Origin of the sequence: Blastococcus goldschmidtiae (assembly GCF_031845325.1) — a bacterium.
Classification (GTDB): Bacteria; Actinomycetota; Actinomycetes; order Mycobacteriales; family Geodermatophilaceae; genus Blastococcus; species Blastococcus goldschmidtiae.
The window spans coordinates 1-17,874 of record NZ_JAVREI010000023.1 but is presented as its reverse complement, the minus strand read 5'-3'; the positions used below and the strand labels follow the sequence as shown (position 1 = coordinate 17,874).

The window sequence follows — 17,874 nt, the reverse complement described above, 5'->3', positions numbered from 1 at the left end:
CATGACGACTCTCGGACTCATCGGCAGTGGACTCATCGGTGGCGGGATCGCCCGACTGGCGGTCGCCGCCGGCTACGACGTCGTGCTGAGCAACAGCCGCGGCCCGGACACCCTCGCCGACCTCGTCGCGGAGCTCGGGCCGCGCGCCCGCGCCGCGACCCCTGCCGAGGCGGGCGAGGCCGGCGACCTCGTCGTCGTCTCCGTCCCGTTGAAGGCCTACCGGGAGGTGCCGGTGGAGCCGCTGCGCGGCAAGGTCGTCATCGACACCAACAACTACTACCCGCAGCGCGACGGGCAGATCCCGGAGCTCGACGACGAGTCGACGACGGTGAGCGAGCTGCTGCAGGCGCACCTGCCGGAGTCGCAGGTGGTCAAGTGCTTCAACAACGTCCCCGCCGCCGGCATGGTGCCGCTGGCCAAGCCGGCAGGTGACCCGGACCGCTCGGTGCTCGCCATCGCCGGTGACGCCGACGAGGCCAAGCAGACGGTGACCGCCTTCCTCGACGCCATCGGTTACGACGCCTACGACGTCGGTCCGCTCGCCGAGGGCTGGCGCTACCAGCGCGACACCAAGGCGTACGCCGTCTTCTCCCAGCCCGGACGCCCGGTCAAGGAGGACTGGCTGCGGAAGGGCCTCGACGCGGCCGTCCGCTACCGCGACATGTGAGCCGGGTGCGGAGCCGGCCCGGGGAGGCGCCGCATAGGGTGCGCCCCGCACGCACGTCGAGCACCGGAGAGGACCACCCCCATGGCCAGCCTGCAGATGCGTGCGATCTCGGTCGTCCTCCGCCTCACCCGCAAGCCCCGGACGGCCACGGTGGAGCGGGCCCGGACGCGCATCGCCGCGCCCAAGGGGTCGGCCGAGCCGCCCGCCGCGCTGCGCGCACGGCACCACGTGCGCACCCGCCTCGTGCAGGGCTTCCCCTGCACCACCGTCGCCCCGCGGAACGGCGCTCCCGGGCGGGCGGCGGTGTACCTGCACGGCGGCTCGTACACCGGTGAGATCGCCAAGCAGCACTGGGCGCTGATCTCTCAGCTGGCCGACGCCGGCGTCCGCGTGGAGGTGCCCCTCTACGGGCTCGCCCCGCAGCACACCTACCGCGAGGCCTATCCCTTCGTCACCGAGGTGTACCGCGAGCTGCTCGCCGAGGTCGACGCGGCGGCGGTCACCGTGGCCGGCGACTCGGCCGGTGGGGGACTCGCGCTCGGGTTCGCGCAGACCCTGGCCGCCGCATCCCTGCCCCAGCCGCGGAAGCTGGTGCTGCTCTCGCCCTGGCTGGACCTCACGCTGAGCCACCCCGACCTGCCCGCGCTCGAGCGCCGCGACCCCTGGCTCAACATCGACGGCACCGTCGAGGCGGGGAAGGCGTGGGCGGACGGGGACGACCCCACCCAGCCGCGGCTCAGCCCGATCAACGGCGAGCTCGCCGGGCTGGCCCCGATGGACGTCTACGTGGGCACGCACGAGCTCTGCCTGGCCGACGTGCTGCTGCTCCAGGAGCGTGCCGCCGCTGCCGGCGCGGCGCTGAGGGTGACGGTCTGCCCCGGTGCGGTGCACGTCTACCCGCTCGTCCCTGCGCCCGAGGGCCGCGCCGCGGCACGGGAGATCGTCGCGGAGATCTCCGGGGGAGCGCCGGCACGCTGAGTCAGGACGTCGAGAAATCGACCTCCGCGGCCGCGGCGACCGTGCCCGTGCGCCCAGGCGCAGCGGCGAACTGCCAGTAGGTGTTGGTGTAGCCGATCGCCTCCTCCGGACCGATCGGCATCCCGAACTGCCGGAGGTCCTCGGTGGTGTGCGCGTCGGACACCAGCGTCGTGTCGTAGCCGCGCACGAGGGCGCCGTGCAGGGTGGACCGGATGCAGGCGTCGGTCTGGGCACCGGTGACCACGAGCCGCCCGACGCCGCGCTCGGCGAGCCGCTCCTCGAGGTCGGTCGCCTCGAAGGAGTCGCCGTAGGACTTGTGCACCAGCGGCTCGTCGTCCCGGCGGCGCAGCTCGGGCACGTACTCCCAGCCAGGGGACCCCTGCGGCAGGTCGTCGTCGGAGTGCTGCACCCACACCACCGGCACCTCCTCGGCCCGGGCCCGGTCGACCAGCTCGCCGATGGTGGCGACGACGCGGTCGCGCTCGAAGGCCTCGCCGACCACGCCGTTCTGGACATCGATCACGAGCAGGGCGGTGCGCGGGCGGTTCTCCAGTGCGGTCACGGGATGCCTCTCCGGTTCTCCGAGCGGTCGGGACGTCACCGTAGGACCGGCCACCGACAGACGGCGGCCCTCACGCCGCGGCGGGGACCCCGGGTGCCGGCAGGTGCTGGTCCCAGGGCGCGGCGGTCTCCAGCTGGCGGGCCAGGCGCAGCAGCAGCTCCTCGCTGCGCAGCCGGCCGACGAACTGGACGCCGAGCGGCAGGCCGCCCGGCGTGCGGTAGAGCGGCAGGCTGATCGCCGGGCGCCCGGTGACGTTGGCCAGCTGCGTGTACGGCACCCAGCCGAGGTTGGCCTCGACGATCTGGTCGACGATGCCGATCCGCCGCAGCACACCGGTGGTCCGGGTGCGCAGCAGCACCTCGCTGATCCGCTGCAGGTGCGCGGGGGTGTCCAGGGAGCCGATGCGGATCGGCGGCTCACCGAGGGTCGGCGTCAGCAGCAGGTCGTGGCCGGCGTGGAAGTCCGCGAGCGCGGCGATGTAGAGCCGCCGTCGTTCCTCCGCCGCGTGCAGGTCGACGGCGCTGAAGGAGCGGCCGAGCGCCGCCATGATGCGGGTGTCGACCTCGAACCCGTCGTCGCCGGCGCCGGTCTCGCGCTTGATCCGCTCCATCTCGGTCGCCTGGTGCACGAACCAGATGGTCAGGAAGTCGCGGCCGAGCTGGCGGTCGTCGTGCGGCGGGTCGACCTCCTCGACGTCGTGGCCGAGCTCGGTGAGCAGGGCGGCCGCCTGCTCGACGGCGCGCACCGCCTCCGGGTGCGGCTGCTCGCGGAGCGCGCAGCGGGTGGTGTAACCGATCCGCAGCCGGCCCGGCGCCTCGTCGAGCCGGTCGAGGAACGGCCGCTCGGGCAGGGCGGGGGAGAAGGGGCTCATCGCGTCGGGCCCGGCCAGCACGTCGAGCATCGCAGCGGTGTCGCGCACCGTCCTGGACACGACCCCGGTCGTCGCCAGGCCGCCCAGCGGCTCGCTCTCGTCCGGCCCGAACGGCACCAGCCCGCGCCCGGCCTTGAGCCCGACCAGCCCGGTGCAGGCGGCCGGGATGCGGATCGAGCCACCGCCGTCGCTGGCGGCGGCGACCGGCACGATCCCGGCCGCGACCGCGGCGGCCGAGCCGCCGGAGGAGCCGCCCGGGGTCCGGTCCAGGTCCCAGGGGTTGCGCGTCGGGCCGAACAGGGTGGGCTCGGTGATCCCCTTCGAGCCGAACTCCGGGGTGCTGGTCTTGCCGAAGATCACGACACCGGCGTCCAGCCAGCGCTGCACCACCGTGCTCGTCCGCTCGGACGTCCGGCCGGACAGCGCCCGGCAGCCGTCGGCGGCAGGGGTGCCTGCGAGGTGCTGGTGCAGGTCCTTGAGCAGGAACGGCACGCCGGCGAAGGGGCCGGACAGCGGCTGGGCGGCCCGCTCGTCGGCGTACCCGTCCAGCCACGTGCAGATGGCGTTGAGCGACGGGTTCACCTCGTGGGCCCGCGTCCGGGCCGCGGCGAGCAGCTCGCCCGCCGTCACCTTCCCCGAGGCGACGAGCTCGCCCAGGGCGAGGCCGTCGTGTCGGACGTAGTCGTGCTGGTCCACCGGAGTCTCCTCGTCGCCGCCGCCGTGCCGTGGGACATCATGACCGGGTGATCACGATCGGGGGAGTCCCCGGAACCGGCACCCGCCGGGTCTCGTTGCGCTGATCATGGTCTCGGACGGTGCCCAGCGGCCGGTCACGGTCGCCCGGGACGGCGTGTGGGCGGAGTGGGCGCCCAGCGGCCGCACCGCGGTCCCCTTCATCGTCCTGCTGGTGATCATCGCCAACCTCGTCGGCGTCGGGACCGTCGTCCTGCTGCTCATCGGCGTCGACGACGGCAGCGGTCGCAGCGGGCGCACGGAGGTCTTGTGGACCGCCGCGGCCTACCTCGTCGTCGCGCTGCCCGCCGGCACGGTGGCGGGGCTGCGCCGGCAGCGGTCGACCAACCGCTGGCTGACCGAGCGCCGGGAGCCGACCGGCGAGGAGGCGGGGCAGGCCCTGCGCCTGCCGCTGGACACCGCGCTCATCGCGGCGTCGATCTGGTTCGTCGGGGCGGTGCTCACCGCCGCGGTCACCGCCGTCGTGTACCCCGATCCGCTGATCGGGCTGCGGGTGGGCGTCGCGGTCACGCTGGGCGGCGTCGTCACCGCAGGTGTGACCTACCTGCTCACCGCCCGCGCCGCGCGGGCCGTCACCGCGCGCGCCCTGGCGGCGCACCCGCCGGTCGGCGCGCTGGTCCTCGGTGTGCGGCCGCGCCTGCTGCTCACCTGGGCGCTGACCAGCGGGGTGCCGCTGCTCGGCGTCGTCCTGCTGTTCCTCGACCCCAGCAACCCCGACGGGCCGGGGGAGGGGGCCGTGGTCTTCCTGGTCGTGGTGGCGCTGCTGGTCGGCGCGCTGGCCACGCTGCTGACCGCCCGCGCCGTGGGCCAGCCGCTGCGCGACCTGCGCCGCGCGGTGCAGCGGGTTGGGACGGGCGACTACGACGTCGACGTGCTGGTCGACGACGCCGGTGAGATCGGGCTGCTCCAGGAGGGCGTCAACACGATGGTCGCGGGCCTGGCCGAGCGCGAGCGGCTGCGCGACCTCTTCGGCCGGCACGTCGGGACCACGGTGGCCCAGCGGGCGCTGCGGACGGGGGTGAGCCTGGGCGGGGAGGAGCGCACCGTCGCCGCGCTGTTCGTCGACATCGCCGGGTCGACGTCGCTGGTCCGCCGCACGGGGCCCGAGGAGATGGTCGGGCTGCTCAACCGGTTCTTCGCCGTCGTCGTCGACACCGTGGAGGCCGAGGGCGGGCTGGTGAACAAGTTCGAGGGGGACGCCGCGCTGTGCGTCTTCGGCGCGCCCACCGACCACCCGGACCCGGCGGGCGCGGCGCTGCGCGCGGCCCGCCGCATCTGCGACGCGGTCGCCGGGGCGGGGGAGGTCGACGTCGGGGTGGGTGTGGCGTGCGGGCCGGTGTGGGCCGGTCAGGTCGGGGCGGCCAGCAGGCTGGAGTACACGGTCATCGGTGACCCGGTGAACGAGGCGGCGCGGTTGACCGAGCTCGCCAAGAACCACCCCGGCCGCGCGGTGGCCAGCGAGTCGACGGTGCGGACCGCCGGGCCGGACGAGCGCGACCGCTGGCGCCCCGACCGGAAGGTGCGACTGCGCGGACGCGACGAGCACACGACTACCTGGGTGCGCGCGACCTAGGCCGTGCCGAGCGGGGCCCGGAGGGGTCCCCGAGGCATGGCCTGACTCCGCGGAGCGGGTCCTGACGACGGGGGGGGCGGAGGCTCCCCAGAGGAAGGACGGTCAGGGCTCAGCGCAGGTCGGGCACGGGCTCCTGGTTGCGGTGCGATCCGGAGGATCGCAATGTCACTGCGTCGGCGGCCGGTTCGGCTTGGCGACCTCGTGCGCCTTCACGACGACGAGCACGTCCTCGGGCTGGAGGGTGCCGATGAGCGGGTCGTCGAAGCGCAGCGTGCGACCGCCGCGGGTGACCGACAGCACGATGTCGCGCAGGTCCCTCGGGCCGAGGCCGACCTCGCTGGCCTTCGCCGTCCGCTGGTGCAGGTCCAGCCCCTGCCCACCGGTGACGAGGTCCTCGACGACGGCCACGACGCGGGGGGCGTCGGTGGAGAGGCCCAGCAGCCGCCCGGAGGTGGCCGAGGTGGTGATGACGGTGTCGGCGCCGGACTGGCGGAGCAGGTTGGCGTTCTCCTCCTCCCGGACGCTGGTCGTGATCGGGACGCTGGGGTTCAGCTGCCGCACGGTCAGGGTGATGAGGACGGCGGCGTCGTCCCGGTTGGCGGCGACGATCACCGCGCGGGCCCGCTCGACGGACGCCCTCCGCAGCACCTCGGTGCGGCCGGCGTCGCCGATGATCCCGGTGAGCCCCATCGAGTTGGCCTCGTCGATGGCCCGGGGCTCGGGGTCGACGACGACGATCCGGTCGGCGGGCGTGCCGTTGGCGATGAGCGAGCGGATGGCGCTGCGGCCCTTGGTGCCGTAGCCGCACACGATGACGTGCTGGCGCACGCGGGACCTCCAGCGTCGGATGCGGAACTCCTCCCGCGAGCGCGCGGTGAGGGCTTCGAGCGTCGTCCCGATGAGGACGATCAGGAACATGATCCGCAGGGGCGTGATCACCAGGATGTTGATGAGCCGGGCTTCCGGGGTCACCGGGGTGATGTCGCCGTAGCCGGTCGTGGAGAGCGTCACCGTGGCGTAGTACGCGGCGTCCAGCAGCGAGATGGGGCCGCCCTTGCTGTCCTCGTACCCGTCGCGGTCGAAGTAGACGATGAGAATGACGACGACGAGCACGATCGCGGCGATCCACACCCGGCGCAGCACCTGCCGTACCGGCGAGGCCTCCTCGTGGGAGATCCGGACCCCGGTGTGCTCGGTCTCGCTGCCCTCCCACTGGTTGTCCACGCCGCGGACAGTAGTGAGGCGGAGCCCGCCGCGCGCGCAACCGCCCCGATCGGGTCATGTGACCGATCGGGGCGGCTGCGGTGGAGGCGGGCGAGGGGTCAGCCGCCGACCTTCTCGCGCTCCCGGGCGGCGAGCTCGCGCTTGAGCACCTTGCCGGCGGCGGAGACGGGGATGGCCTCGATGAACACGACGTCGCGGAGCCGCTTGTAGTGCGTCACCTTGTCGTTCACCACCTCCAGCACCGAGTCCTTCGTGAGCGCGGCCCCGGCGTCGTCGCTCTTGCGGACGACGTAGGCGACCGGCAGCTCGCCGGCCTCCTCGTCGGGGCGGCCGACCACCGCGGCGCCGGCCACGCCGGGCACGCCGAAGAGGATCTCCTCCAGCTCGCGCGGGAAGACGTTGTAGCCCTTGTAGAGCAGCATGTCCTTGGTCCGGTCGACGATGGACAGGTAGCCGTCCTCGTCGAGGATCCCGACGTCGCCGGTGTGGAACCAGCCGTCGGCGTCGATCGACTCCGCCGTCGCCTCGGGCCGGTGCGCGTAGCCGCGCATGACCTGCGGCCCGCGGATGCAGACCTCGCCCCGCTCGCCCTGCGGCAGCGGTGCGCCACCGTCCAGGGACCGGATGCTGATCTCGGTGTCGAAGACGGGCACCCCGACGGTGCCGGGCTTGCGGGTGCCGGACCGGAAGGAGGGGTTGCTCGTGGCCACCATGGTGACCTCGGTGAGCCCGTAGCCCTCGCCGATCGTGGCGTTCGGCAGCAGGGCCTGGAGCCGCTCGATCAGCGTGACGGGGAGGGGCGCGGCGCCGCTGGCGACCCCGCGCACGCTCGACCAGTCGCCCGAGGTGAAGCCGGGCACCTGCAGCAGCGCCACGAAGATGGGCGGGGCGCCGCCGATCGAGGTCACCTCGTACCTCGCCATGTCCTCGACGTACTTCGCCGGGTCGAAGCGCGTGTGGATGATGACCGTCGTCCCGCTCATCACCATGCCGTTGAGGTAGCCGACGGCGCCCATCGCGTGGAACCAGGGCGTCAGGTTGATGATGCGGCCGGTGCCGAGCGGCGTCGGGTACTCGTCCGTGCTGCACACCTGCCGGACGGTGACGTCGCCGTGCTCGTCGAGCTGCGGCAGGGCGCCGTTGCTCCAGCACACGGACTGCAGGACGTTGATGATCACGTTGCGGTGCGGGAGCTCCACGCCCTTGCTCACGCCGGTCGTGCCGCCGGTGTAGGCCAGGTGGGCCAGGTCGGCGCCGACGTCGACGGTGGAGTCGAGGTGGCGGTCCGTGGGATCGCCGTTCAGGAGTTCGGCGGCGTCGACGTCGCCCTCGGCGATGTCCAGGCGGGCGGCGAAGTCCGACGCGTGGGCGTCCCCGGTGACGATGACCGTCCGGACCGGGGTGGCGGCCAGCGCGGGCCGAACGAGCGGCAGCACCTGGTCCCAGGTGATGAGGGCCGTGACGCCGGCGTCGGTGAGCTGGGCGGCGAGGTCGGCCGCCGGCAGCAGCGGATTGGTGGGGGAGAAGGTCGCCCCGGACAGCATGATGCCGAAGTACAGCGGCGGGTACTGGCGGCAGTTCGGGATGTGGAGGGCGACGACGTCGCCCCGGCCGATCCCGTGGTCGGCCAGCCAGCCGGCGACCGCGTGCGCCCGGGCGCCGAGCTCGGTGAAGCTCAGGGGCAGGTCGTGCTGGATGAACGCGGTCCGGTCGGCCCAGCGGCGCACGGCTGCGCGGAGGATCGAGCCGACCGGCACCTCGGGGTAGTCCAGCGACCGGGGCAGGCCCGGGGGCCAGTTCGAGGTCGTCGGTCCGGTGGCCGGCTGCGTGGTCGTCATACGGGTCCCTCCGTCGGATGAGTCCCGACAGGGTGGCCCACGCCACATCGGCTGTCGAGGGTCTGTGACGATGGCGTCATGAGCGACCAGCGCAGGGCCCTCGTACTCGGCGGCGGCGGCATCACCGGGATCGCGTGGGAGATCGGTGTGCTGGCCGGCCTGGCGGACGCCGGCGTGGACCTCACCGCGGCCGACCTGGTCGTGGGCACGTCGGCCGGGTCTGTGGTCGGTGCGCAGGTGACCAGCGGAGCGGAGCTCGAGGCGATGTTCTCCCGGCAGCTGGAGCCCCCGGCGCAGGAGAAGGCGGCGCGGATGTCGCGGTCGAACCTCGCGCGATACGCGTGGGCGATGCTGGTCAGCCGCGGCCGCGACGTGGAGTTCCGCCGCCGGGTCGGGCAGGTCGCGCTCGCCGCCGAGAAGGCCGGGCTCACCCCCACCGAGCAGGAGCGGCTCGACGTCATCGGCTCCCGGCTGGTCGGCCGCGACTGGCCGGACCGGCAGCTCACGGTCACCGCGATCGACGCCGCCACCGGGGAGTTCCGCGCCTTCGACCGCGACTCGGGCGTTCCCCTCCTGCAGGCGGTCGCGGCCAGCTGCGCCGTCCCGGGCGTCTACCCGCCCGTGACGATCGGCGACCAGCGCTACATCGACGGCGGGATGCGCTCGACGGCCAACGCCGACCTCGCCCAGGGCTACGACCGGGTGGTGGTGCTCGCCCCGATCCCGCGTGGTGTCGGCCCGATCGCCAGCGTCGACGCGCAGGTGACCGGCATGGTGTCGGCCCGCGTCGCCGTCGTCACCCCCGACGAGGGCGCCCGCACGGCGATCGGCAAGAACGTGCTCGACCCCGCCGCCCGGGCACCGGCGGCGCGGGCCGGCCGGGCGCAGGCGGCCGAGGTGGCCGAGCGGGTGGCCGAGGCCTGGACCGGCTGACCCCGCAGCCGCCCGCCGGGAGCGGGCGAGCTGCGGGGCCGGATGGCCGTTCTCAGGCGCGGCGCCACAGCCAGATGCCGACCCCGGCGAACCAGAACGCCATCAGGTAGGTGACCGCCCAGCCCACCGGCGGCAGCAGCAGGCCGACGGCGAAGACGGCGCTGATCGCGACGAGGGCCCGGGAGACCTGCGCGGCGCGGCCGCCGAGCACCACGGCCACCAGGAAGCCGACCCCGAGCCAGGCCGACATGGGGTGCGCGACGTTCATCAGGACCAGGGCGGCCTCCGTGCCGGTGGGGCTGACCCCGTCGTCGAAGACCTGCGTACCGACGGATACCGCCGCTGCCGGCGCGGCGAACGCGATCGCCAGCAGGATCACGTGCCCGAACCCGAGCACGGGCAGCAGGCGGACGGCGGCGCTCTCCCCGGCGCGGGCGAGTCGGCCGGCCAGGGCGCCGGTGACGGCGACGGCCAGTACGGCGTAGACGCCGACGAGGAGCCCGGCCAGGGTGGCCGACGATCCAGCCAGCTGCTCCGCGGCCTCGGCAGGGTCGCCCGAGCCCGCCAGTGGATCGCCGAAGACGACGGCGGCGGAGGCGAAGGCGGCGACCCCCCCAACCCCGGCCAGGGCGGGCAGCGGTGACCCCCGGTGTGTGGGTGGCACCAGGACATCGGTGACAGCGGCGGTGCTCATGGCGGTTCTCCTCGGTCGGCGGGACCATCGCGCCCCGGTCGACATCACCGTGGCCCGGGAGCAGCTCTCCGCCCTCCGCCGCTCGGTGGATCCCGGGATGGTCCTCGCCTCCCGCGGGTCTTCCTCACGGCAGACACGGGATGGGCCCGCAGGTGGATCCGCGATGTCGCGGTCGGTCCTACGCTCCGGGCCATGTCAGGACCAGGAGCGCGCTGGCGGGCGCTGCCGCTGGGAGTGCGGGACGGCCTGCTGGCGCTCGCGCTCACGATCGCCGGTCAGGTCGAGCTCGTGCTCCTCGCCGACGAGGTCGCCGGGCCCCGGCCGCTCCAGCACGTGGCGTTCGCGGTCATGACCGGATGCCTGCTGATCCGCCGCATCCGGCCGGTGACGGCTGCGGTCACGTCGGCGGTCGCACTCGCCTTCCAGACGGTGCTCGGCGACGCCCCGGCGGTGTCCGGCTTCATCGCGGTGCTCATCGCCGTCTACTCGGTCGCCCAGTACGCCGCCCGTCGCCGCGACGCCGTCCTCGGACTGCTCGCGATCGTCGCCGCGATCGAGCTCTACCCCTTCGTCGCGGACGGCGTCCGGCTGGCCGACGAGATCGCCAACGCCGCCATCCCGACGGTGGTCTGGGTCTTCGCCCGGCTCGCGCGCGAACGGCTCGACCGTGCGGTCCGGGCCGAGCGCGAGGCGGCCGCCGCGCGTGCACGAGCTCGTGAGGAGGAGCTCGCGCGGGTCGAGGCTCTGGCCGCCGAACGCCGCCGGATCGCCCGCGAGATGCACGACGTCGTCGGCCACGCCGTCACGCTCATGCTGCTGCACACCGATGCCGCACAGGCCGGTCTGCGCGGACGCGAGCCGGCGACCGCGCAGGCGCTGGACGTCGTCCTGCGGACCGGTCGCACCGCTCTCGACGACCTCCACCGCGTGCTCCGACTGCTGCGCGACCCCGCGGAGGACAACCGGTCAGCCGGCGGCCCGGGGACGGTGGCGGCGATCGCGGATCTGGCCGACGCCGCACGCGGGGCCGGACGGGACGTGGTCCTGACCGTCGACGGGGCGGTCCGGGTGCTGCCGGCCGCCGTGGAAGCGACGGCATATCGCATCGTGCAGGAATCGCTGACCAACGCCCTCAAGCACGCCCCGGCGGCGCGGATCGAGGTCGCTCTGCGCTTCGGTGAGCGGGCGCTGGAGATCGAGGTGGCCGACGACGGGGCCGGGGACTGCCGGACCGGCGGCGGCGGGTTCGGGCTGGCCGGCATCCGCGAGCGGGTCGCCCTGTTCGACGGGCGTCTCACCGCCGGTCCGCGTGCCCACGGTGCGGGCTGGTCGACCAGGGCCGAGTTGCCGGTCGAGGCGCTCGAGCCCGCCCGCGCATGACGATCCGGGTGCTCCTCGCCGACGACGAGGCGCTCGTGCGGGCCGGGCTGCGGATGATCCTCGAGGCCGAGCCCGGCATCGACGTCGTCGGCGAGGCCGCCGACGGCGCCGACGCGGTGACGATGTGCCGTGAGCTGCAGCCCGACGTCGCCCTCGTCGACCTCAGGATGCCGAGGATCGATGGCATCCAGGCGGCCCGCCGCATCACCTCCGACCCGGCACTCGGCACCGCGGTCGTCATGCTGACCACCTTCGACACCGACGAACACGTCGTGGACGCGCTCCGGGCCGGCGCCACCGGCTTCCTGCTCAAGTCGATGCCACGCGACCAGCTGGTGACCGCGGTCCGGGCGGCGGCGAGCGGGGAGAAGCTGCTGGCCCCTGCTCTGCTGCGCCGCCTGCTGGAGGACTTCGTCAGCCGGGCCGTCACAGTGCCGGCTCCTGGGCTCGACGACCTGACGCCCCGTGAGGAGGAGGTCCTGCGGCTGATGGCGCGGGGGCTGTCGAATGCGGAGATCGCCGCATCGCTGGTGCTGGGCGAGGGCACGGTGAAGACGCACGTCGCCCGGGTGCTCGCGAAGCTCGGCGTCCGCGACCGCGTCCAGGCAGTGGTCGCCGCCTACGAGTCGGGCCTCGTCCGACCGGGGAGGTCAGACGGCGGGTTCGGCCACCAGTGATCCGGCGGAGTGCTCCTGACGCAGCGCCGTCTTCAGCACCTTGCCGCTGGGGTTGCGGGGGAGTGCGGCAACCACCGAGTAGTCGCGGGGGTTCTTGTAGCGGGCGAGCCGCTCGCGGCACCAGGCCGCCAGTTCCTCCGCCGTGGGCGGGTCCGCCGGATCGCGGGGCGCGACGACGGCCAGCGGCGCCTCGCCGTACTTCGTGTCGGGAACCCCGATCAGCGCGACCTCGCCGACCTTGGGGTGCGCGGCCAGCACGTCCTCGACCTCGGCGCAGTAGATGTTCTCCCCGCCCGAGATGATCATGTCCTTCTTGCGGTCGACGACGTAGAAGTAGCCGTCCTCGTCCTGCCGTACGAGGTCGCCGGAGTGGAACCAGCCACCCGCAAAGGCCTCGGCGGTGGCCTCCGGCTTGTTCCAGTACTCCTTCATGACCATCGGGCTGCGGTAGACGATCTCGCCCACCTCGCCCTGCGGGACGTCCTGCATGGCGTCGTCGACCACCCGCACCTCGACGTTGAGGATCGGGGTGCCCACCGAGCCGATCTTGCGCAGTGAGTCCTCGCCGCGGAGCAGGCAGGTGACCGGGCTGCACTCGGTCTGCCCGAATGCGGTGATCACCTCGGCCTGGGGGAAGGCGTCGATCAGCGCGCGCAGCAGCGTGGTGGAGGCCGGCGCGGCACCCCAGGAGACCCGGCGGAGGGAGGAGAGGTCGCGGTCGGCGATGCCAGGGACGGCGAGGACGGCCGCCCACATCGCGGGGACCAGGAAGATGCTCGAGACCTTCTCCCGCTCCATCAGGTCGAGCGTCTGGACGGGATCGAACGCGCCTGACCGAAGGAGCACGTGGACGCCACCGAGCAGCAGCGGCGGGATACCGCCGGCCAGGCCGGCGATGTGGAACAGCGGCGCGCCGGGGACGCCGACCCGGTCGTCGGGGTCCGAGCCGAGGGTGGTGATCTGGCTGAAGGCGTGCAGGAGCAGGTTGCGGTGGGTCAGCACCGCGCCCTTGGGACGGCCGGTGGTCCCGGAGGTGTACATGAGGAACGCTGGCTCGTCCTCGTCGACGGCGACGTCGAGGGGCTCGGCGCCCGCTGCGGCCAGAGCCTCCTCGTAGTCCGGCCCGATCGTCAGCGTGATGGTCACCGAGGGCGCCTGCTCCCGCGCCTTCGCGGCGACCTCGGCCAGCGCGGTGTCGACGACCAGCGCCACGGCGCCCGAGTCGGAGAGCACGTAGGCGACCTCGTCGGCCACCAGCCGGAAGTTGACCGGCACGACGATCGCGCCCAACCGCACCCCCGCCAGGTAGGCCTCCCAGGTCTCCATGCCGTTGAGCGCCAGGACGGCCATCCGGTCGCCGGCCCTCACGCCGCGCTCCTGCAGGGCGCGGGCCAGTCGCGTCACCCGCTCGTCGAGCTCGCCGTAGCTGCGGCCGGTCCCCTCGAAGCGGAGAGCGGGCAGGTCGGGGCTCTTCCGGGCATGCCGGGCGAGCTGGTCGCTCATGGTCATGCCGCGGCCCTGCAGGACGGGGATCTCGACGGGCACTGACGCTCCTGGGCGGCCGGCGGGTGTGACCTGCGTCATGCTGGCGGTGGCCGCCGGGCGGGTCAACCCTCGCCGTCGAGGCTGAGCAGGCGGGCGGCCAGCCGCTTCCACAGCGCGAGGTGCGGATCGGTCGCGGCCGGGCGGTCCTCGAACGCGTACAGCAGGGCGACGCCGCGCATGCTGGTGAACAGCAGCTCGGTGAGGTCGGTGTAGACCGGCGACCCGGCGATCTCCGGTCCCCAGATGCCGTCGGCGACCGCGGCGATCGCCGCACGCAGCGGTCGCTCCTCGGCGCGCAGCGCCGCCCGCAGGGCCGGGTCGGTGCGCGCCGCGGTCCACAGCTCCATCGCCGCCCAGAAGGGCGGCTCCTGGAACGTCGTCCACATCAGGTCGATGGCGCGGTCCACCCGCTCCCGACCGGTGGGCTGGTCCTCCATGAGGGCGGCCGCGCGGCTGCGGACCTCCTCGAGCAGCGTCGACGCGAGGTGGTCGGCCGCGGCGACCAGGAGTTCGGCCCGGGACGGGAAGTGGTGCAGCAGGCGCCCGCGGGAGACGCCGGCCCGCGCCTGGACGGCCAGGGTGGAGGCGCCCGCCGCGCCGTCCTCGACCAGGCAGGCGACGGCGGCGTCGAGGATCAGCAGCCGGCTGTCCGCGGTCCGCGCCGAGCGGGTCCGGGGCGGCGGGGCGGTCGCCACGGATGCGGGCTCGGTCGTCATCGGCTGCAGCCTAGGCGCGGCCGTCGTCGCGGGACAGTCACCGTTGACCGCTCCACCCCGCCGGTGGAACCCTGCCGCAGGTGCCCATGGACCTGACCGAGCTCCGCTACGAGGTCGCCGACCGGATCGCCACGGTGTGGCTGCACCGGCCGGACCGGCTGAACGCCTTCACCCCGACGATGGCGGACGAGCTCGCCCGCGTGGCGGCCGCGGCGGATGCCGACGACGAGGTGCGCGTCGTCGTCGTGACGGGGTCGGGCCGCGGGTTCTGCGCGGGCGCGGACCTCGGGGGCGGGCCGGGCAGCTTCGCCGACCGGCGGGGGCGCGCCCTGCCGCCCGGGCCGTTGCGGGAGGAGATCGCCGGGTTCCGGCGGGACGCCGGAGGGGTGGCGGCCCTGGCGTTCGCCGCCCTGCGCAAGCCGGTGATCGCCGCGGTCAACGGACCGGCGGTGGGCATCGGGGCGACCCTGACCCTGCCCATGGACATCCGGATCGCCGCCGCGTCGGCGCGGTTCGGCTTCGTGTTCGGCCGGGTCGGCCTCCCGCCCGAGGCCGCCTCGTCCTGGTTCCTGCCGCGCGTGGTGGGCATCAGCCAGGCCATGGAGTGGGTCGCCACGGGGCGGGTCTTCGACGCCGCGGAGGCGCAGCGCGGCGGGCTGGTCTCCCGCGTGGTGGCCGACGACGAGCTGCTGCCCACCGCGTACGCGCTGGGCCGGGAGATCATCACGAACACGAGCGGGCTCGCGGTGGGCGCCGCCCGGCAGCTGCTGTGGTCGATGCTCGGCGCCGCCTCGCCCTGGGACGCGCACCGCGCGGACTCCCGGGCGGTGGTCGAGCTGGGGGAGGGACCCGACAGCGCCGAGGGCGTCGCCGCCTTCCTCGAGAAGCGGCCCGCGCGCTTCGCCACCCCCCTGGGGAACGGCCCGATCGCGGGGGTCCCGCGCTGGCCGGCACCGCCGTCGGACGTGCTCGCCGGAGACTGATGCCGTTTGTCCACACCTGCCGCTCGGGCAAGAGGGCCACGTGGACACCGAGATCACGCTGCGCGTCGACGGCGCCGCCCATCCGCTGACCGTCGACACCCGCACCACGCTGCTCGACGCGCTGCGCGAACGGCTGCGCAACACCAGCCCGAAGAAGGGCTGCGACCACGGTCAGTGCGGCGCCTGCACCGTGCTGCTCGACGGTCGCCGGGTGAACAGCTGCCTCGTCCTCGCCGTCACGGTCGGGGACGCCGAGGTGACCACCTCCGACGGGTTGGCGGCCGGCGGTGAGCCGCACGCCCTGCACCGCTCCTTCGTCGAGCACGACGCCTTCCAGTGCGGCTACTGCACGCCCGGCCAGATCTGCTCGGCCGCCGGCGTCCTCGCCGAGGCCCGGGCCGGCTGGCCCAGCGGGGTCACCCCGGCCGACGGCGAGGCCGGGGACCTCACCGACGACGAGATCCGCGAGCGGATGAGCGGCAACCTCTGCCGGTGCGCCGCCTACGCCAACATCGTGCCGGCCGTCGCCTCGGTCGCCCGGGCCGAGGGCGTGCGGCGATGAGGGAGTTCCGCTACGAACGGGCCGCCGACCCGGCCGCCGCCGTGGCCCTGCTGGCCGCCGAGCCCCAGGGCGCGTTCCTCGGCGGTGGCACCAACCTCGTCGACCTGATGAAGCTCGGCGTGGCCACGCCCGACGTGCTCGTCGACGTCCGCCGGCTGACCTCGGCGGAGATCACCGAGCTGCCCGACGGCGGGCTGCGCGTCGGCGCCGCCGTCCCCAATGCGGACCTGGCCGCCGATCCCCGCGTCCGCGACCGGTTCCCGGTGCTCAGCCAGGCGCTGCTGGCCGGCGCCTCCGGACAGCTCCGCAACCGGGCGACCAGCGGTGGCAATCTGCTCCAGCGCACCCGCTGCCCGTACTTCACCGACGTCACCGCGCCCTGCAACAAGCGGGCTCCCGGCAGCGGCTGCGGCGCCCTGCAGGGCGTGCACCGCAACCACGCGATCCTGGGCTCGACGCGCGAGGGACCGGGCACCTGCGTGGCCACCCATCCCTCGGACATGGCGGTCGCGCTGGTGGCCCTGGACGCCACCGTCCGCGTGCTCGGGCCCGACGGCGAGCGGGCCGTCCCGATGAGCGAGCTCCACCGGCTCCCGGGCGAGGACCCGACCCGGGACACCACGCTCCGGCACGGCGAGCTGATCACCGGGATCGACCTGCCGGCGCTGGGCATGCCCTCGCGCTACCGCAAGGTGCGTGACCGCGCGTCCTTCGCCTTCGCGCTGGTCAGCGTCGCCGCCGCCGTGCGGGTCGTCGACGGGATGGTGGACGACGTCCGGCTGGCCCTCGGGGGAGTGGCGCACCGGCCGTGGCGGGCGAGCGCGGCCGAGGAGGCGCTGCGTGGGCAGCCGGCCACCGAGAAGTCGTTCACCGCGGCCGCCGACGCGGAACTCGCGGCCGCCGTGCCGCTGCGGGACAACGGCTTCAAGGTGCCGCTGGCCCGCAACCTCGTCGCCCGGACCCTGCTGCAGCTCGCGGAGGACGCCCGATGACCACCATGGACCGCCTGGTCGGTGCCGGCGTGGAGCGCATCGACGGCCCGGCCAAGGTGCGCGGCACCGCTCCCTACGCCTACGAGCAGGACCCCGGCGAGCCGATCGCCCACGTCGCCGTGGTGCAGAGCACGGTGAACCGCGGCCGGATCACCCGGCTGGACCCGTCCCGGGCCGAGGCGATGCCGGGCGTGCTGGCCGTGCTCACCCCGGCGAACGCGCCGAAGCTCGGGGAGGGGCTGGCATCCGACCTGCCGGTGCTGCAGTCGCTCGACGTCCACTACCAGGGGCAGATCGTGGCCGCCGTCGTCGCCGAGACCTCGGAGATCGCGAAGGCCGCCGTCGGCGCCGTCGCCGTCGGGTACGAGGCCCAGGAGCCCGATGTCGCGCTGTCGGCCGAACGGCCGGACCTGTACGCCCCGCCGAAGCTGATGGCCGGCTTCGCGACCGACTCGGTGATCGGCGACGTCGACGCCGCGCTGGCGTCCGCCGCGGTGGCCGTGGACGCGACCTACGAGACGCCCACCCAGCACAACAACCCGATCGAGATGCACGCCTCGATGGCCCGCTGGGACGGTGACCGGCTGACGATGTGGGACGCCAACCAGGGTCCGCACAACATCGTCAACGACTTGGTGACGGCGTTCGGCCTGGAGCGGGACCAGGTGCGGGTCATCTCCCCGTACGTGGGTGGCGCGTTCGGGTCCAAGGCGTTCACCCACCCCAACCAGATCCTGGCCGCGATGGCCGCGCGGGTGGTCGGGCGCACGGTGGTGTTCGAGCTGTCCCGGCAGCAGATGTTCTCCCTCGTCGGCCACCGGACACCCACCATCCAGCGGGTGCGGCTGGGCGCCGACGCCGAGGGCCGGCTGACCGCGATCAGCCACGAGGTCGTCGAGCACACCTCGCGGATCAACGAGTTCGCC

Annotated in this window: 17 protein-coding genes; 10 read left to right on the top strand and 7 right to left on the bottom strand. The window is 74.2% G+C overall.

Going from position 1 to position 17,874, the window contains the following annotated elements; genetic code table 11:
* The first annotated feature begins 1 nt into the window (after position 1).
* Positions 2–667 (top strand): NADPH-dependent F420 reductase, encoded by a 666-nt coding sequence (locus tag RM425_RS20495; RefSeq protein WP_311347085.1) that lies wholly within the window; start codon positions 2–4, stop codon positions 665–667.
* Between the two features lie 81 nt (positions 668–748).
* Positions 749–1,645: an alpha/beta hydrolase gene (locus RM425_RS20490; RefSeq protein ID WP_311347084.1), complete on the top strand. Its 897-nt coding sequence runs from the start codon at positions 749–751 to the stop codon at positions 1,643–1,645.
* Between the two features lies 1 nt (position 1,646).
* On the opposite strand, the gene RM425_RS20485 is transcribed toward RM425_RS20490, so the two are convergent.
* Both RM425_RS20485 and RM425_RS20480 read right to left on the bottom strand, forming a co-directional pair.
* The gene (locus tag RM425_RS20485; RefSeq protein ID WP_311347083.1) at positions 1,647–2,207 is read right to left on the bottom strand and encodes a cysteine hydrolase family protein; all 561 of its coding nucleotides are present in this window, start codon (positions 2,205–2,207) and stop codon (positions 1,647–1,649) included.
* Between the two features lie 70 nt (positions 2,208–2,277).
* Positions 2,278–3,774: an amidase gene (locus tag RM425_RS20480; RefSeq protein WP_311347082.1), complete on the bottom strand. Its 1,497-nt coding sequence runs from the start codon at positions 3,772–3,774 to the stop codon at positions 2,278–2,280.
* A 106-nt stretch (positions 3,775–3,880) separates the two neighbouring features.
* On the opposite strand from RM425_RS20480, the gene RM425_RS20475 reads away from it, so the two are divergent.
* A complete protein-coding gene (locus tag RM425_RS20475; protein ID WP_311347081.1) occupies positions 3,881–5,404 on the top strand; it encodes an adenylate/guanylate cyclase domain-containing protein in 1,524 nt (507 codons plus the stop codon).
* A gap of 165 nt (positions 5,405–5,569) precedes the next feature.
* Here RM425_RS20475 and RM425_RS20470 read toward each other — a convergent pair whose 3' ends face one another.
* Together RM425_RS20470 and RM425_RS20465 are read right to left on the bottom strand one after the other, a co-directional pair.
* Positions 5,570–6,628 carry a potassium channel family protein gene (locus RM425_RS20470; RefSeq protein WP_311347080.1) on the bottom strand — a complete coding sequence of 353 codons (1,059 nt, stop codon included), beginning with the start codon at positions 6,626–6,628 and terminating at the stop codon, positions 5,570–5,572.
* Between the two features lie 98 nt (positions 6,629–6,726).
* A complete protein-coding gene (locus RM425_RS20465) occupies positions 6,727–8,466 on the bottom strand; it encodes a class I adenylate-forming enzyme family protein (RefSeq protein ID WP_311347079.1) in 1,740 nt (579 codons plus the stop codon).
* A 78-nt stretch (positions 8,467–8,544) separates the two neighbouring features.
* Between RM425_RS20465 and RM425_RS20460 the strand changes: the two genes are divergently transcribed.
* The gene (locus RM425_RS20460; protein WP_311347078.1) at positions 8,545–9,399 is read left to right on the top strand and encodes a patatin-like phospholipase family protein; all 855 of its coding nucleotides are present in this window, start codon (positions 8,545–8,547) and stop codon (positions 9,397–9,399) included.
* Positions 9,400–9,451: 52 nt separating this feature from the next.
* On the opposite strand, the gene RM425_RS20455 is transcribed toward RM425_RS20460, so the two are convergent.
* Complete coding sequence (locus RM425_RS20455; RefSeq protein ID WP_311347077.1) at positions 9,452–10,093, bottom strand: hypothetical protein; 642 nt, start codon at positions 10,091–10,093, stop codon at positions 9,452–9,454.
* A 192-nt stretch (positions 10,094–10,285) separates the two neighbouring features.
* On the opposite strand from RM425_RS20455, the gene RM425_RS20450 reads away from it, so the two are divergent.
* Entirely contained in the window at positions 10,286–11,473 is a 1,188-nt protein-coding gene (locus RM425_RS20450) for a sensor histidine kinase (protein ID WP_311347076.1), read from the top strand.
* Positions 11,470–12,150: a response regulator transcription factor gene (locus tag RM425_RS20445; RefSeq protein WP_311347075.1), complete on the top strand. Its 681-nt coding sequence runs from the start codon at positions 11,470–11,472 to the stop codon at positions 12,148–12,150. Before RM425_RS20450 ends, RM425_RS20445 begins: the two co-directional genes overlap by 4 nt.
* Here RM425_RS20445 and RM425_RS20440 read toward each other — a convergent pair.
* Together RM425_RS20440 and RM425_RS20435 are read right to left on the bottom strand one after the other, a co-directional pair.
* Positions 12,124–13,695: a long-chain-fatty-acid--CoA ligase gene (locus RM425_RS20440; protein WP_311347074.1), complete on the bottom strand. Its 1,572-nt coding sequence runs from the start codon at positions 13,693–13,695 to the stop codon at positions 12,124–12,126. The two genes, RM425_RS20445 and RM425_RS20440, sit on opposite strands and share 27 nt — an antisense overlap.
* Positions 13,696–13,757: 62 nt before the next feature.
* Positions 13,758–14,411, bottom strand: a complete 654-nt coding sequence (locus RM425_RS20435; RefSeq protein WP_311347073.1) for a TetR/AcrR family transcriptional regulator — start codon at positions 14,409–14,411, stop codon at positions 13,758–13,760.
* An 86-nt stretch (positions 14,412–14,497) separates the two neighbouring features.
* Between RM425_RS20435 and RM425_RS20430 the strand changes: the two genes are divergently transcribed.
* The 4 genes from RM425_RS20430 to RM425_RS20415 form a co-directional block, all read left to right on the top strand.
* Positions 14,498–15,394, top strand: a complete 897-nt coding sequence (locus RM425_RS20430; RefSeq protein WP_311347111.1) for an enoyl-CoA hydratase-related protein — start codon at positions 14,498–14,500, stop codon at positions 15,392–15,394.
* A 40-nt stretch (positions 15,395–15,434) separates the two neighbouring features.
* The gene (locus tag RM425_RS20425; RefSeq protein ID WP_311347072.1) at positions 15,435–15,956 is read left to right on the top strand and encodes a (2Fe-2S)-binding protein; all 522 of its coding nucleotides are present in this window, start codon (positions 15,435–15,437) and stop codon (positions 15,954–15,956) included.
* Complete coding sequence (locus RM425_RS20420; protein WP_311347071.1) at positions 15,953–16,948, top strand: FAD binding domain-containing protein; 996 nt, start codon at positions 15,953–15,955, stop codon at positions 16,946–16,948. Before RM425_RS20425 ends, RM425_RS20420 begins: the two co-directional genes overlap by 4 nt.
* Positions 16,945–17,874, top strand: a 930-nt coding sequence (locus RM425_RS20415) for a xanthine dehydrogenase family protein molybdopterin-binding subunit (RefSeq protein ID WP_311347070.1), incomplete at its 3' end; no start/stop codon positions are given. The genes RM425_RS20420 and RM425_RS20415, both read left to right, overlap by 4 nt.

What these genes read in the sequence shown, in the direction of transcription:
- RM425_RS20495 (WP_311347085.1), top strand. Translation starts at nt 2, where the DNA reads ATGACGACTCTCGGACTCATCGGCAGTGGACTCATCGGTGGCGGGATC.
- RM425_RS20490 (WP_311347084.1), top strand. Translation starts at nt 749, where the DNA reads ATGGCCAGCCTGCAGATGCGTGCGATCTCGGTCGTCCTCCGCCTCACC.
- RM425_RS20475 (WP_311347081.1), top strand. Translation starts at nt 3,881, where the DNA reads ATGGTCTCGGACGGTGCCCAGCGGCCGGTCACGGTCGCCCGGGACGGC.
- RM425_RS20465 (WP_311347079.1), bottom strand. Translation starts at nt 8,466, where the DNA reads ATGACGACCACGCAGCCGGCCACCGGACCGACGACCTCGAACTGGCCC.
- RM425_RS20460 (WP_311347078.1), top strand. Translation starts at nt 8,545, where the DNA reads ATGAGCGACCAGCGCAGGGCCCTCGTACTCGGCGGCGGCGGCATCACC.
- RM425_RS20455 (WP_311347077.1), bottom strand. Translation starts at nt 10,093, where the DNA reads ATGAGCACCGCCGCTGTCACCGATGTCCTGGTGCCACCCACACACCGG.
- RM425_RS20450 (WP_311347076.1), top strand. Translation starts at nt 10,286, where the DNA reads ATGTCAGGACCAGGAGCGCGCTGGCGGGCGCTGCCGCTGGGAGTGCGG.
- RM425_RS20445 (WP_311347075.1), top strand. Translation starts at nt 11,470, where the DNA reads ATGACGATCCGGGTGCTCCTCGCCGACGACGAGGCGCTCGTGCGGGCC.
- RM425_RS20435 (WP_311347073.1), bottom strand. Translation starts at nt 14,411, where the DNA reads ATGACGACCGAGCCCGCATCCGTGGCGACCGCCCCGCCGCCCCGGACC.
- RM425_RS20430 (WP_311347111.1), top strand. Translation starts at nt 14,498, where the DNA reads ATGGACCTGACCGAGCTCCGCTACGAGGTCGCCGACCGGATCGCCACG.
- RM425_RS20420 (WP_311347071.1), top strand. Translation starts at nt 15,953, where the DNA reads ATGAGGGAGTTCCGCTACGAACGGGCCGCCGACCCGGCCGCCGCCGTG.